Below are 14,107 nucleotides of genomic sequence, written 5' to 3' on the forward strand. Positions count from 1 at the left end.
CTTCCCTGACCCACCCCATCTCCTCCTCCGTCACCCCCTCCCGCCACTTTCTATCGATCTGATAGAAAGTGCCGGAGATCCCTCCCCGCTATCCGTGAGGACGACCCGCCGCCGATGCCGATCACCACCCCGCCCGCCGCGCCCGACCTCTCCGGCTCCGCCCTGGTCCGCGCCCCCGAACGCCCCGAGCCCGGCTACTGGGCCGGCTGCCCCGGCGTGCGCTACGAGCCCGACCGCGACCGCTTCCTGCTCACCTACCGAGAACGCCGCCCGCGCGACACCGACCCCACGGCCGACGGCCGGGACCGCGGCTGGCGCTGCGCGGTGGCCGAGAGCCGGGACGGCGTGGAGTTCCACGACCTCTGGTCGGTGGAGCGCGCCGACCTCGGCTCGCCCTCCATGGAGCGCTTCGCCCTGCTCCGCCGCGACGGCGGCTACCTGCTCCACCTCAGCTACGTCGACCCCGCCGACCGGCGCTGGCGGATCGACGCCCTCCGCGCCGACACCCCCGAGGCCTTCGACCTCGCCACCCGCGCCCCGGTCCTCACCGCCGCCGGCACCGGCACCGAGGGCGTCAAGGACCCCTACCTGCTCGAACACGACGGCGGCGTCCGGCTGTTCGCCACCGTCTCGCGCTCCCGCGCCTTCACCGCCGGGGAACGGGCCCGCGCCCACGCCACCGCCGACATCCACACCACCGGCCTGACCGTCCAGCCCACCGCGCTCGCCGCCTCCCCGGACGGCCTGCGGTTCACCGCGCCGCCCGGCCGCGCCGCCGAGGTCCTCGACGTCGGCCCGCCCGGCGCCTGGGACGCCTACGAGTCACGGATCACCGCCGTCCTGCCCGACGGCTCCGGCGGCTGGCTCGCCCTCTACGACGGCTCGGCCGACGCGGCCGGCAACTACGAGGAGCGCTGCGGCCTGGCCACCTCCACCGACCTGCGCCACTGGCACCGCCTCACCCCGGACGGCCCCTGGCTGGACGTCCGCTACGCCGACGTGGTCGCGGCGAGGGGCCGCTGGTACCTCTACTACGAGCAGACCCGCCCCGACGGCGCCCACGAACTGCGGGTCGCCGTCCTCGACGAGTTCGCGGGCCTGCGCCCGTAGGAACGGCCCACCGGGCCCACGAGGCCCCGTCGACGACGAAGTCCGCCCCCGTGGTGTTCGCCGCGCCGGGACCGGCGAGGAGGAGCACGGGCTCCGCGGCCTGCGACGGCCGGGTGAAGCGGCCGGTCACCGACCGCTCCCCGGCCGCCGCTCACTCCGCCCGGGCCGTGGCCACCACCTCGGTCATCGACTCCAGGAACCTCTGCGCCACCGCGAGTTCCGCCTCGCCGAACGCCCCCATCGCGGCCACCAGGTCGGCGATCAGCCCGCCGAAGAAGCCCTCGCCCAGCTCGATCGCGCGCTCCTCCACCAGCAGCCGCACCTTGCGGCGGTCCCCCGGATCGCGCTCGCGCCGGATCAGCCCGAGCCGCTCCAGCCGGTCGACCAGCCCGGTCGTCCCCGCCGAGTTCAGCCCCAGCGCCTCGCCGAGCCGCCCCGGCGTGACCACCGTCCCGGCCCGCGCGGCGTCCAGCAAGTGGATCAGCGCCCGCAGATCGGTCGGGTGCAGGCCGTTCCGTGCGGCGAACTCGGCGCCGAACAGGTCGAGTTCGACGGTCAGCCCGCGCAGCAGATGGACCAGCCGCATCGGCGTCCGCTCCGACTCCACCTCATCTCCTTCCCCTGGAAGCCCCCTCGACGTATTCTCTCGCTCAGCGAGATACATGCTCACCGAGCGACTACGCCAAACCCTGGGGGAAGACTATGTCCGCACACCCTGCCGCCGGCCCCGCCCCCTCCCCCGGATCCGCCCTCGACGCGTTCCTCGCCGCCTACGACGAGGCCCTCGCCCGCTGGCCCGTCCCCGTCGAGGCGCTCACCGTCCCCACCCCGTACGGCGCCACCCGGGTCAACGCCTGCGGTCCGCGCGACGGCCGCCCGCTGGTGCTGCTGCACGGCGGCGGCGCCACCTCCACCTGCTGGTCCGCCACCACCGCCGCCCTGGCCGGGGCCGGCCACCGGGTGCTCGCCGTCGACCTCATCGGCGATCCCGGCCGCAGTACCCTCGACCGCCCACGCCTCGGCGGCGTCCCCGGCCTGCTCGGCTGGCTCGACGCCGTCCTCGACGCCCTGGACGTGCCCGCCACCGACCTGGCCGGCCACTCCTACGGCGGGTGGATCGCCCTGCGCTACGCCCTGCACGCCCCCACCCGGGTCCGGCGGCTCGCCCTGCTCGACCCGACCCAGTGCTTCGCCGGCTTCCGGCCCGGCTACCTGCTGCACGCCCTGCCGCTCTTCGTGCCCCCGCGCACCGCCGCCAAGGCCCGCGCCCACCTCGATTGGGAGAGCGGCGACACCGCCCTCGACCCGGCCTGGCGCGAGCTCTACGCCCTCGGGTTCGCCGGCTTCCCCGCCGCCCGCCCGGTCACCGGCCCCCGGCCGAGCGCGGCCGACCTGCGCACGCTGACCGTCCCCACCCTCGTCCTGCTCGCCGCACACACCCGCACCCACGACCCCCGCACCGTGGCCGCCCAGGCCCGCCGCACCCTCCCGGACGCCACGGTCGCCGTCCTCCCCGGCACCTCCCACCACACCCTGCTGACGGCCCACCCCGACGAGCTGAACCGCCACCTCACCGCCTTCCTCACGCCCGACCGCCCCTGACGCGCGACTGCCCCTCGACGTCCGACCACCCCTGACACCCGACCGCCCCTGACACCCGACCGCCCCGAGACCCGACGGCCCGATGCCCCCGGCCGGTCGCCGTGACGAGCCGGCTGCCCGTCGAAGTCCCGGACACGTCCTCCGGAGACCGGCCTCGCCCCCGGGGCACGTCCCATAGTGAATCCATGGACACCGGCTCAGCTCAGGACCCACTCCTGTCCGAACAGCGCGCCTACTACAGCGCCCTCGCCCCGGACTACCCCGACCACCTCCTCGGTCTCCCCGGCGGCACCGAGCTGACCGAGGCGCTCGACGCGTTCCGGCCGGCGGGCAGCATTCTGGAACTCGCCTGCGGTCCCGGCACCTGGACCCCTCGGTTGCTCCGCCACGCCGACCACGTCACCGCCGTCGACGCCTCCCCGGAGATGCTCGCGCTCGCCGCGAGTCGCGTCCCCGACGGCGCCCCGGTGAGGTTCGTCGAGGCCGACCTGTTCGCCTGGGAACCCGACCGCCGCTACGACGTCGTCTTCATGGGGTGCTGGCTCTCGCACGTGCCGGCCGGCCGGTTCCGCTCCTTCTGGTCCCTGGTGGCCGCGGCCCTCGCGCCGCGGGGCCGGGTGTTCTTCGTCGACGACCGCCACCGGAACCCGGAGGAGCTCGTCGAGGGCCCGGCCTCCTCCACGATCCAGCGGCGCACCCCCGACGGGACGGCCTACCGGATCGTCAAGATTCCGTATGAGCCGGCGGAGCTGGAGAGGCGGCTTCGCGAGCTCGGCTGGGACATCACGGTGACGCCGACGGCCGGCCCGCTCTTCTGGGGTGCCGGAACCCGGGCCGGGGAGTGCCGCTAGCGCTCCACCAGCCCGGTGATCAGTGCCCGCAGGGCGGCCTCCAGGTCGCCGCAGCGCTCCCCCACGCCGACGAAGCCCACCTCGGCCAGCACCCGGCCCAGAGCGGGAAGCCGTTCGCGGTCCGCGGATTCGATGACGGTGCGGCGCTGGCTCGGCTCGCGGGGCGGGCTGACGGGATGTTCGGAGAGCAGTTCGCCGAGGACCAGGTGCCAGCAGGCACGGAACGCGGTCAGCGCCCGCTCGGGCGGCAGTCCGGCGGCCATCAGGTCGGCGAGGCAGGCGTCGTTGAACGCCAGCGCGTTGCGGGCGACCAGCTCGCCCCGGATCAGGATGTGCAGCACCCAGGCGTGGCCGGCCATGTAGTCATGGGCGCCGAGCAGCCGGCGCAGCAGCCGCTCCCGCGGGCCCGCGCCCGGGACGTCGACCGGCAGGCCGTCCGCAATCTGCTCCAGGACGGCGATCAGCAGTGCTTCACGGTCGGTCACGTGCCGGTAGAGCGACGCGGGCGCGGTGCCGAGTTCGGTGGCGACGGCCCGCATGGTGAGCGCGTCGATGCCGTCGCGCTCGATCACCCGGCGCCCGGCGGCGACCACGCCGGCCGTGGTCAGCCCGGGGCGCGGCCGCTTGCGGCCGTACTTGCCGCGCTCGCCGTCCGGCCGCTCGGTGCTGTCCACCTCGTCCGTCTGGGGTTCGCCGACGCCCGGTCGGCCGCTCCGCTCTGACACCCCGCCATCCTGCCATGCCTGCGCCAACCCGCCTCCGGCCTGGGCGCTTGCACCGCCCGGCAAGTAAGGCTTACCTTACGCGAACAACGTTCGCATCGGAGGTCGCCATGCCCGGAACCGCCCCGTCCCGCACCACCGCCGCCCCGCCCACGTCGAGGACACCCCGCTCCGCCGCGGCCGCCCGCCCCGGCCTGGTCCTGGCCACCGTCTCGGTCTGCCAGCTGATGGTCACGCTCGACGCCAGCATCGTGAACATCGCGCTCCCCGCGATGGGCGAGGCCATCGGCTTCGCGGACGGCGCGCTGCCGTGGGTGGTCAACGCCTACGCGCTCGCCTTCGGCGGGCTGCTGCTGCTCGGCGGCCGGATCGCCGACCTCGTCGGACACCGCCGCGCGGTGCTCTGCGGCCTGGCGCTGTTCGGCCTCGCCTCCGTGCTCGGCGGGTTCGCGCAGACCCCCGCGCAACTGCTCGCGGCCCGGGCCGGCCAGGGTGTGGCGGCCGCCGTGCTGGCCCCGATCGGGCTGACGCTGATCATGGTGACCTTCGCCGACGGGGCCGCCAGGGCCCGGGCGCTCGGCATCTGGTCGATGGTGACGGCGGGCGGCAGCGCCTTGGGCGTGCTGCTCGGCGGTGTGCTGACCGACCTGCTCGACTGGCGCTGGGTGTTCTTCGTCAACGCGCCGATCGTGCTCCTCGGCCTCGCCCTGGCGGTCCGTTCGGTGCCCGCCGTCCGCCCGCCGCGCACCGGCCGCCCGGACGCGCTCGGCGCGGTGCTCGGCACCGGGGCGACGACCGTCCTGGTCTACGGCCTCATGGAGACCGACCACCACCCGTGGGGTTCGGCCCGCACCCTCGGGACGCTCGCCGCCGCCGTCCTGCTCGGGCTGCTCTTCCTGCTCTGGGAGGCCCGGTACGCGCGGGCGCCGATCGTCCGCCCGGGCGTGCTGCGGGCCCGGACCGCCTGGGTGTCGAGCCTGCTGGTGACCCTGCTCGGCGCGGGCATGCTGGTGGGTTTCTACTTCAGCTCGCTGTTCCTGCAGAACGTCCTGGGCTACGGGCCGCTGGCGGCCGGCGCCGCGTTCCTGCCGTTCTGCGCCGGGACGGCGGCGGGCAGCATGGTCGCGGGCCGGCTCACCGCCCGCTTCGGCGGCCGGGCCACCCTCACCGGCGCGCTGCTGCTCTCGGCGCTGGGGATGCTCTGGTTCGGCGCGCTCGGCCTGGACTCCGACTATCTGACCGGCTTCGCCGGACCGTCCCTCGTGACCAGCGTGGGCGTCGGCGTCTGCATGGTCGCCAACACCGCGATGGGCACCTCCGGCGTCGACCCGCGCGAGGCCGGGCTGGTCAGCGGGCTGCTCAACGCCGGGCGCCAGTGCGGCGGCAGCATCGGACTCGCCGTGCTGTCGACCGTCGCGGTGGCCGCCACCCGCCGGGCCGCCACGGACGGCGACACCGCGCGGGCCGCCCTCGCCGCCGGCTACGACCGCGCGTTCGTGGTCACCGCCGCGGTGCTCGGGGCGGCCACCCTGCTCGCGCTGCTGCTCGTCCCGCCCCGCCGCGCCGCGGACCGGACCGCCCGCTGAGCGGGTTCAGTAGATCAGGTACCCCGGCCGGTGCCCCTCGTCCTCGATCTCCCCGTCGGCCTGCGCCTTCAGCTTGCGGGACAGCGCCTCCAGCGCGCGGGAGGCCGCGACCTCCTCGCCGATCCTGGCGAGCGGGCGGTCGTCCACGCTCCTGGTCGACTCCCCGTGCGCGGTGAGGCCCGGTGCCCGGGCGCCGGTCAGCCTCGCCTGGCATCCGGTGTGGACGCCGTCCTCCTCGAAGCTCAGCTCCACATCCCACTGGTTGTGCATGCCACACCTCCTGGCACCGGTCCCCCGTCGCGCCTGTTCGGGCCGGTGCGGGCGGTGCTCCCGTGACGGCCGCTCCCACCAGCGTGCGCCCCCCGGCACGGCGGCGGCAACCGGGCACCGGGCCGCGACCCGCCGGGCGGCGCGGCTCCACGGGTCGGCGCCGCACCCCGGCGGTAGGCTGGCCCCAACGCGCCGATGCCGCGGGACACCCCGCTCCGGATCACCGGGCCGCGCGGGCGGATCCGCCCGAGGAGCCGCCCCGGAGCCCGGCGGCGGTGCGGTGCGGTGCGGTCAACAACCCTCGGGTGGTCCCTCCGTGGCGGTTTTCGTCCTGGCCCTGAGCGCCGCCTGCTTCCTGGGCCTCGGATTCGTCCTCCAGCAGCACGCGGCGCAGCAGGCCCCGCGTTCCGACCTGCTGCACTGGCGCCTGCTGCTGGACCTGCTGCGGATGCCGGGGTGGCTGCTCGGCACCGGCTTCATGATCACCGGGCTGATCCTCTCCGCGCTCGCCCTCAACCAGGGCGAGGTCTCGCTCGTCGAACCGCTGCTCGCCACCAACCTCATCTTCGCGATGGCGCTCGCCCGGGTGCTCACCCGCCAGACCCTCGGGCGCTCCGGCTGGGCCGGGGTGCTGCTGCTGGCGCTCGGCGTGACGGCGTTCATCGTGGCCGGCCGACCCACCGGCGGCGGACCGCCGGCGAGCGAGCTGCGGCACTGGCTGGTGGTCGGCACGGTGGTCGGGCTGACGCTGCTGCTGATCTCCACGGCCCGCCGGCTGCCGCTGTTCGAGGAGGCGACGGTGCTCGCCCTGGCCGCCGGTCTGCTCTACGGGCTCCAGGACGCGCTCACCCGCACCACCACCCAGCGGCTGGACCAGCAGGGGCTGGAGGCGGTGCTGCGCAGCTGGCAGCCGTACGCGGTGGTGGCGGCGGGGGTGGTCGGGCTGCTGCTGGTGCAGAGCGCCTTCGAGGCCGCGCCGCTGCGGATGTCGCTGCCCGCGCTGACGGCCGCCCAGCCGATCACCGGGATCGCCTGCGCGGTGGGCTTCCTCGGCGACCGGCTCCGGGTCACCCCCGGCGCCCTGGCCTGGCAGGCGGCCGGGCTGGTGGCCATCGTGATCGGCGTGGTGGTGATCGGCCGCCACCCGGCCCTGCCCGGGACCGTCGGCGACATCCTGGAGTCCGTGGGCGAGGTCCCGGACGGCTCGGCGGCGGACGAACCCGCGGACGAAGCGGCCGACGACCCGGCGGACGACCCGCCCACCGAGCACGACTGACCGGCCGCGGGAGACCCCATGTGCTGGAGTGCCCGGGCGGACCTCGTCGTCGGCGGGGCGGTGACGGCCGTCGGCGTGCTCTGCCTGGTCCGCGTCCACCGGGCGGGCCGGCCGGAACGCCTGCCGCTCGCCGCACTCCCGCTCGTGCTCGGCGCGCACCAGCTGATCGAGGCCGCCGTCTGGCTCGGCGCGGACGGCGCCCTGCCCGCCGCCCCGGCCGCCTGGGCCCGCACGGCCTGGGCGGTGATCGCCCTGCCCCTGCTCCCCGTGCTGGTGCCGGTCGGCGTACGCCGCGCGGCCGTCGACGCCGGCCGGTCCCGGCAGCGGCTGCTCACGGCGCTGGTCCTCCTCGGCCTGCTGGTCGCCGTGCCGCTGGCACGCGCCGTCGCCACCCGCCCGGTCGGCGCCACCGCCCACGCCCACACCCTCGACTACCGCATCGGCATCCCGTACCCCGTCCTCCTCCTGGCCGGTTACCTCCTCGCCACCGTCGGCGCACTGCTCGTCAGCGGCGACCGCCGGCTCCGCCGCCTCGGCCTGCTCACCGGCACCGGCGCCCTGCTCTGCGCCCTCCTCTGGCGCCTCGCCTTCGTCTCCACCTGGTGCGCCCTCGCCGCCCTCGCCTCCGTCCTCCTCCTCCGCTGGACGTCCCTCCCTCGCGCCGCACCCCCCTGAGAATCGATGCCGCCGGCCCCGGCCGACCTCACGGCACGCCCCCGACGCCCGAACCCCGGGGAGAGCCGGTGCGCGACCGTCTCGCCGAGGTCTTCGCCCTGCTCGGCCCCGGTCATCACCGCTTCGCCGGCCCCACCGCCTGGGCCGAGCTGGAAGCCGAGATCGGCACCGACGTCCCCGAGGACTGCAAGGCGATCGTCGACGCCTGCGCCCCGATGCAGATCAACGGGGGCGAGGACATGGTCGGCCCGAACAGCTCCGCCTTCCACCCCGGCCCGGTGCTGCTCGAACCGCTGCCGGTGTCACCCGATGACCGTCCCGCGCCGATGTACGGCCCGGAGCGCGGCATGTGACCGGCACAAGCGCTTCGGCCTGACGACGAACGCCCGCTGAAACGCTCCCGGCAGGCGTGGGCCGCCTCCGTCACTCCGCCGTCACCGGCGCCGGGGCGGGCGGGGCCGACGGCACGGGGGCCTTCTCTTCCGGTCCGCTGCTCGCGTCGGCGGCCGCCGCCGGGGCGTGGCCGCGCTTGCGGTCCATCTCCCGCCACTCCGGTCGCAGGCCCGACAGGGTGGTGGCGACCAGGTACAGACCGCCGCACGCGAGCAGCACCGGTATCAGCCCCGACATCGTCACCGCGGCGCCGGCGAGCAGGCCGCCCAACGGGATCCCGGCCCAGGCGAGCGAATCGCCCAGGGCGTTGACCCGCCCCAGCAGATGGCGCGGCACCCGCTCGAACAGGACGGCGCCGAGGATCGGGTTGATGAACCCGGCCCCGAAGCCGCTCAGCACGAACACCACGACCACCACGCTCATCGGCACGTCCAGCGCCAGGACGACGAACCTCGGGGCCCCGCAGAGCAGGAAGCCCGCGAAGAACACCGTCCGCCGCGGAAGCCGGTGGGCGACGGCCGCCGCGATCAGGCTGCCGACCACCGCCGCGACCCCCCAGACCGTCCCGGTCAGACCGATCGCGGCCGGTCCGCCACCCGACTCCCGGGCCCAGACCGGGACCAGCACGGTCAGGAACGCGGCATCCAGGAGATTGGTCACCGCGATCATCACGATGATCGTCAGCAGCAGGGGTTCGCCCCGCAGGAAGGCGAAGCCCTCCCGGAACAGCTGCCAGTAACCGGCCGGCCGCTCCTCCCCGGCGGCGGACGGGGGCAGGGCGGCGGCACGGCCCGTCCCGCCCGGCAGCGCGACGGCGATGACCACCGAGCCGAGCGCGAAGGCGATCGCGTTGGCCGTCAGGCCGGCCATCGGGCCGAGCAGGGCGACCAGCCCTCCGCCGACCGCCGGGCCGATCGTGGTGGCCAGCCGCTCGGTCACACCGGACAGGCCGGTGGCCCGCTCCAGCGGGATCCGGCCCCGCTCGGCCGCCTCGGGAACCATGACCTCCTTGGCGAGGTCCCCCGGGCCACGGGCGGCGCCGATCACCGCGACCATGACCACCAGCAGCCAGAACGGCAGCAGGCCCAGGCCGTGCAGCAGCGGCACCAGACCGGCGGCGACGGCGCTCACCGCGTCCGTGCTCCAGGAGACGACCCGCGGCCCGATCCGGTCGATCACCGGGCCGGCCAAGGCCTTGACCAGCACATAGGGCGCCAGTTCGGCGAACGCCACCACACCGGTCATGGTGGCGCTGCCGGTGGTGGCGAGCACGAACCACGGCAGGGCGATCGCCGACACCCGGGTCCCGGTCAGCGAGATGGCCATCGCGGTCAGCACGCCCACCATCGGCCGCAGGTTGCGCGGCGCGGCCGTCGTGGCCGGCGTCGAGGAGGGGGCCGGGGCCGGCGTGGTCATGACCGTCCCCCGGGTTCCCCGGCGTCCGCGTCGACCTGCGGATCGGGCAGCACATGGACGACCACGGCCACCCGGTCCGTGCCCTCCGGCACCGGCGCTCCCGGCTCGATCCGGCGGTAGCGGGCGATCACTGCCGCCAGCTCCGCGGCCAGGGACCGGGCCTCCTCCGGGGTGAGCTGGAGCACCATGTCGCTGAGGTCCATCGAGTGCCGCCACTCGACCGGCATGGTCTCGAGCGAGTTGAGCGCCGTCTGCGCGATCAGGGCGTGCGACGCCAGGATCGAGCGCAGATAGCCCATCGCCGCCTCCGGCTCCTGCTCCGCGAGGTCGGTGTCCGTCCACACCGTCACCTGGTGGACCGCCTTCCACCAGCGATCCCGGGCATTGCCCCGCTCGGTGTCCTCGGCGACGAATCCCGCGGCCGCCAGCTGGCGGAGGTGGTAGCTGGTCGCGCCGGAGTTCAGCCCCAGCTGCTCGGCCAGCCTGGTGGCGGTGGACGGGCCGTTCTTGCGGAGCAGCCCGACCAGCTGCACCCGCACGGGGTGGGCCAGGGCCCGCAGGCCCTTGGCATCGATCACGACATCGGTCTGCGGGTCCGGACTGTGCGGCCAGCGGCGGTCATCGGTCATGGCAGCACCATAGAACCGCAAAGGAGCCTTCGCAAAGGTTTTTTGCGAAGAGATCTTTGCGGATTCGAACGGGGTGGTGGACCGCGCCGCGGCGGCGGGCCGGAGAGGCCCGCGCCGGCCGTCCTCAGACCCGCGCGACGGTCAGCACCACGACCACCGTGAGCCCGCCGCCGGGCGTCTGCTCCACCTCCAGCCGGCCCCCGGCCGCCCTGACCAGACCCGACAACGACGGCCCGGCCCCGTCCGGCCCGGCGGCATCGGGCCCCGCGCCGTAGGCCCCGCCGAACAGCCACCGCCGGGCGTCCGGCGGTTCCGAGGCGCCCCGGTCGACCACCCGCAGCTCCACCCGGGCCGGCTCCTCCGCCCAGGGATCCGGCCCGCCGAAGACGTTCGCGAACCCCGCGTCGCCCCGATCGCCCGAGCCGCCCCCGCCACCGGGCCGGCCGACCGGCCCCGGCAGCGGGTCGGCCCGGACCAGCACCCGGGTGCCCGGCGGATTGCGGCGGATCGCATGGTCCACCAGCCCCGCCAGCGCCGCCTCCAGCCGCACCGAGTCCGCGACCACCACCGGCAGCCCCGGCGGCACCCGCACGGTCACCTCCGAGGCCCGGCCACCGCCCCGCAGCACCCGTCCCACCAGCTCGGCCGGCTGCACGTGCCGCGCGTCCGGCACACAGCCGCCGGCCCGGTCCGTCCAGCGCAACCGCTCCAGCTCAGGCCGTGACAACAGCTGCGGCCCCGCCATGCCGCCGGGCCCGGGGCGCCCCGGGCCACCGGCGCCCGCCGTCCCGACCACGCCGCCGAGCACCACCGCGCGCCCGCGCGCTTCCGGCCGCCCGCCCCCGCCGACGCCCTTGAGCAGCCGCGCGCCCGCCAGCGCCCCGGACCGCCCGAGCGGGCCGAGCCCACCCAGCGCCCGGGCACCCGACGCGACGTAGCCCCAGAGCTTCCCGCCTGCCATCGCCTCGCCCCTCGTCCCGCGCGGACCGGACCCGCCGCCTCCACGACGGCCCGGTGCGGGCCGCTACCCCGGCCCTGCGCCAAGCCTGCGCCCCCGCCGCTCGGGTGACAATCCGGCCCTCGGGCCCCGGAAGGCACTGCCACCCCTCCGACCAGCGGGGCCGCCACCCGCCGACCGGCGGGAGCACCACACCGGCGCGCACCCTCCACCGTGCGCCCCCACCCCCCACCGCCCGCCCCGCAAGCCCCCGGCGACCGCGGCACCGCAGCGCGACACTCGCGGCTCAGTGGACGCCGCCACCGCACCACGGCCGGAGGCCCGGCCTGGCCGGCGCAGGCCCACCACGCGTCCAGCGGACGGCCCGCCGCACTCACGGCCCCGGCCGGGACCACCACCACAACCCCCACAACACCAGGGGGCCTACGACGGGCACCCGGGCCCGGCGCTCCTCCAGCGACCGCGAAGCCGACGGCCCAGCCCCATCGGCACGCTTCCCACCACGGCAACAGGCGCTCCCGCAGACCGAGGAAACGCCGACCGGTGGCCCGCGGCGGGCGGCGGTCCAGCCCGACAGCCGCACCCCCACCAGCACCTCGGGGCCGGCGGACCGCCCCGGCCGACGCGCCACCCGAGGCACCGCCGGTTCCCCCGCCTTCCGCCGGCCGCACGCTCAGCTGCCGCCGTACCGACGGGCATCGCACCGGCAGGCGCCGCGCCGGCGGACCGCCCCGATGCCGCCACGCGGCCCCCGCACGAGCGGCGCCGGTCCGGGCGCCGTACCTAGACTGACCCCATGGCCCGGCTCAACGACAAGGTCAGGGAGCTGCTCCAGGAGTACGCCGACCTGATCTCGATCACCGGTGGCGATGCCTTCCGCGCCCGCGCCTACGAGAAGGCCGCGCGGGCGGTCGGCGGTCATCCCGACGACATCGACGGCATGGACGTCAAAGGACTCCAGCAGATCCCGGGCGTCGGCAAGTCCACCGCCGAGAAGATCGCCGAGTACCTCGCCGACGGGCGGATCGAGGCATTGGAGGCCCTCCGCGCCAAGATCCCGGCCGGGGTCCGCGCGATGATGTCCATCCCCGGCGTCGGCCCGAAACGCGCCCTCGCCCTCTACCGCGACCTCGGCATCTCCTCCGTCGACGAGCTCGCCGAGGCGATCCGGGCCGACCGGCTGAGCGAGGTGCCCGGACTCGGCGAGCGCAGCGGCGAGAAGATCCTGCACGGCATCGAGCTGATGCGGCAGTCCGGCGGCCGGACCCTGCTGGACGCCGCCACCGCGCTGGCCGACCAGCTGGTCGCGGCGCTGCGGGAGGTGCCGGGCTGCACCCGCTGCGCGTACGCGGGGTCGCTGCGCCGGATGCGCGAGACGGTCGGCGACATCGACGTGCTGGCCACCGCCGAGGACTCCGCGCCGCTGATGACCGCGCTCACCGAACTGCCCTACGTGGCCGAGGTGATCGGCACCGGGCCGACCAAGACCTCGGTGCGCACCACGGACGGCGTCCAGGTGGACCTGCGGGTGGTCCCCGAGGAGGACTGGGGCGCGGCGCTGGTGTACTTCACCGGCTCGAAGGCGCACAACATCAAGCTCCGCACGAGGGCAGTCCGGGCCGGACTGAAGCTCTCCGAGTACGGGCTGTTCGAGGCCGAGAGCGGCGCGAAGATCGTCTCGGCCGGCGAGGACGAGGTGTACGCGGCGCTGGGCCTGCCGTGGATCGCCCCGCCGCTGCGCGAGGACCGCGGCGAGATCGAGGCCGCGCTGGACGGAGAGCTGCCGGAGCTGGTGACCGAGGACGACCTCCGCGGCGACCTGCACACCCACACCGATCTCACCGACGGGCTGGCCACCCTGGAGGAGATGATCGACACCGCGGCCGCCCGCGGCTACTCCTACTTCGCGGTCACCGACCACGCCCCCGACCTGGTGATGCAGCGGATGACCGACGAGAAGATGCTCGCCCAGCGGGAGCGCCTCGGCGAACTGGCCGGACGCCACCGGCGGATGCGGCTGCTGCACGGCACCGAGCTGAACATCGGACCGGACGGCTCCGTGGACTGGCCGGCCGAGTTCCTGGCCGGGTTCGACGTCTGCGTGGCGTCCGTCCACTCGCACTTCGGGGCGGACCGGGACACCCAGACCCGCCGGCTGGTCCGGGCCTGCGAGAACCCGCACGTCCACATCATCGGGCACCTCACCACCCGGCGGATCGGCCGGCGCGGGCCGATCGACGTCGACCTGGACGCCGTCTTCGCGGCCGCCGCCCGGACCGGCACCGCCATCGAGATCAACAGCTCGCCGCAGCGCCTCGACCTGCGGGACGAGGACGTGCTCCGGGCCAAGCGCCACGGCGTGAAGTTCTCGGTCGACAGCGACGCGCACGCCACCCCGCACCTGGCCTACCCCCGCTACGGGATCGGCACCGCACAGCGCGCCTGGCTGACCACCGAGGACGTGATCAACACCTGGACGTGGCAACGCCTGAAGCACTTCCTGCGCAAGGACGCGCTGCGCGGCTGAGCCGCCGCCGCATCGGTGTCCGACAGGGGAAATTCAGGGTGATTTTTCCCTGAAACCCCTGGTGCATCCGCCGTCCCGGGCGCATCATGGTG

Annotated in this window: 14 protein-coding genes; 8 read left to right on the forward strand and 6 right to left on the reverse strand. The window is 75.5% G+C overall.

What is annotated here, in order from left to right:
- Window positions 1–114 precede the first annotated feature (114 nt).
- Window positions 115–1,110 (forward strand): glycoside hydrolase family protein, encoded by a 996-nt coding sequence (locus ABTX81_RS21130; RefSeq protein ID WP_350547924.1) that lies wholly within the window; start codon window positions 115–117, stop codon window positions 1,108–1,110.
- A 151-nt stretch (window positions 1,111–1,261) separates the two neighbouring features.
- Here ABTX81_RS21130 and ABTX81_RS21135 read toward each other — a convergent pair whose 3' ends face one another.
- Window positions 1,262–1,696 (reverse strand): MarR family winged helix-turn-helix transcriptional regulator, encoded by a 435-nt coding sequence (locus tag ABTX81_RS21135; protein ID WP_350548174.1) that lies wholly within the window; start codon window positions 1,694–1,696, stop codon window positions 1,262–1,264.
- A 116-nt stretch (window positions 1,697–1,812) separates the two neighbouring features.
- Here ABTX81_RS21135 and ABTX81_RS21140 point away from each other — a divergent pair, with 116 nt between their 5' ends.
- Both ABTX81_RS21140 and ABTX81_RS21145 read left to right on the forward strand, forming a co-directional pair.
- The gene (locus tag ABTX81_RS21140) at window positions 1,813–2,712 is read left to right on the forward strand and encodes an alpha/beta fold hydrolase (RefSeq protein ID WP_350547926.1); all 900 of its coding nucleotides are present in this window, start codon (window positions 1,813–1,815) and stop codon (window positions 2,710–2,712) included.
- A 185-nt stretch (window positions 2,713–2,897) separates the two neighbouring features.
- Window positions 2,898–3,563 (forward strand): class I SAM-dependent methyltransferase, encoded by a 666-nt coding sequence (locus ABTX81_RS21145; RefSeq protein WP_350547928.1) that lies wholly within the window; start codon window positions 2,898–2,900, stop codon window positions 3,561–3,563.
- On the opposite strand, the gene ABTX81_RS21150 is transcribed toward ABTX81_RS21145, so the two are convergent.
- Window positions 3,560–4,288, reverse strand: a complete 729-nt coding sequence (locus ABTX81_RS21150) for a TetR/AcrR family transcriptional regulator (RefSeq protein ID WP_350547930.1) — start codon at window positions 4,286–4,288, stop codon at window positions 3,560–3,562. The genes ABTX81_RS21145 and ABTX81_RS21150 overlap by 4 nt on opposite strands.
- A gap of 107 nt (window positions 4,289–4,395) precedes the next feature.
- Between ABTX81_RS21150 and ABTX81_RS21155 the strand changes: the two genes are divergently transcribed.
- A complete protein-coding gene (locus tag ABTX81_RS21155) occupies window positions 4,396–5,871 on the forward strand; it encodes an MFS transporter (protein WP_350547932.1) in 1,476 nt (491 codons plus the stop codon).
- 6 nt (window positions 5,872–5,877) lie between these two features.
- On the opposite strand, the gene ABTX81_RS21160 is transcribed toward ABTX81_RS21155, so the two are convergent.
- Window positions 5,878–6,141 (reverse strand): dsRBD fold-containing protein, encoded by a 264-nt coding sequence (locus tag ABTX81_RS21160; protein WP_350547934.1) that lies wholly within the window; start codon window positions 6,139–6,141, stop codon window positions 5,878–5,880.
- Window positions 6,142–6,457: 316 nt separating this feature from the next.
- Here ABTX81_RS21160 and ABTX81_RS21165 point away from each other — a divergent pair, with 316 nt between their 5' ends.
- The 3 genes from ABTX81_RS21165 to ABTX81_RS21175 all read left to right on the forward strand — a co-directional run bounded on the left by ABTX81_RS21165 (window position 6,458) and on the right by ABTX81_RS21175 (window position 8,445).
- The gene (locus tag ABTX81_RS21165) at window positions 6,458–7,417 is read left to right on the forward strand and encodes a DMT family transporter (protein ID WP_350547936.1); all 960 of its coding nucleotides are present in this window, start codon (window positions 6,458–6,460) and stop codon (window positions 7,415–7,417) included.
- An 18-nt stretch (window positions 7,418–7,435) separates the two neighbouring features.
- Complete coding sequence (locus ABTX81_RS21170) at window positions 7,436–8,092, forward strand: DUF6629 family protein (protein WP_350547938.1); 657 nt, start codon at window positions 7,436–7,438, stop codon at window positions 8,090–8,092.
- Window positions 8,093–8,160: 68 nt separating this feature from the next.
- Window positions 8,161–8,445, forward strand: a complete 285-nt coding sequence (locus ABTX81_RS21175; protein WP_350547940.1) for a hypothetical protein — start codon at window positions 8,161–8,163, stop codon at window positions 8,443–8,445.
- A 70-nt stretch (window positions 8,446–8,515) separates the two neighbouring features.
- Here ABTX81_RS21175 and ABTX81_RS21180 read toward each other — a convergent pair whose 3' ends face one another.
- The 3 genes from ABTX81_RS21180 to ABTX81_RS21190 all read right to left on the reverse strand — a co-directional run bounded on the left by ABTX81_RS21180 (window position 8,516) and on the right by ABTX81_RS21190 (window position 11,491).
- Window positions 8,516–9,901 (reverse strand): MFS transporter, encoded by a 1,386-nt coding sequence (locus ABTX81_RS21180; RefSeq protein WP_350547942.1) that lies wholly within the window; start codon window positions 9,899–9,901, stop codon window positions 8,516–8,518.
- Entirely contained in the window at window positions 9,898–10,530 is a 633-nt protein-coding gene (locus ABTX81_RS21185) for an ArsR/SmtB family transcription factor (protein ID WP_350547944.1), read from the reverse strand. The genes ABTX81_RS21180 and ABTX81_RS21185 overlap by 4 nt, the downstream gene beginning before the upstream one ends.
- Before the next feature lie 124 nt (window positions 10,531–10,654).
- Window positions 10,655–11,491, reverse strand: a complete 837-nt coding sequence (locus ABTX81_RS21190) for a histidine kinase (RefSeq protein WP_350547946.1) — start codon at window positions 11,489–11,491, stop codon at window positions 10,655–10,657.
- Between the two features lie 793 nt (window positions 11,492–12,284).
- Between ABTX81_RS21190 and polX the strand changes: the two genes are divergently transcribed.
- Window positions 12,285–14,015 carry a DNA polymerase/3'-5' exonuclease PolX gene (gene polX / locus ABTX81_RS21195; RefSeq protein WP_350547948.1) on the forward strand — a complete coding sequence of 577 codons (1,731 nt, stop codon included), beginning with the start codon at window positions 12,285–12,287 and terminating at the stop codon, window positions 14,013–14,015.
- Window positions 14,016–14,107 lie beyond the last annotated feature (92 nt).

Origin of the sequence: Kitasatospora sp. NPDC097605, from assembly GCF_040302725.1 — a bacterium.
Classification (GTDB): Bacteria; Actinomycetota; Actinomycetes; order Streptomycetales; family Streptomycetaceae; genus Kitasatospora.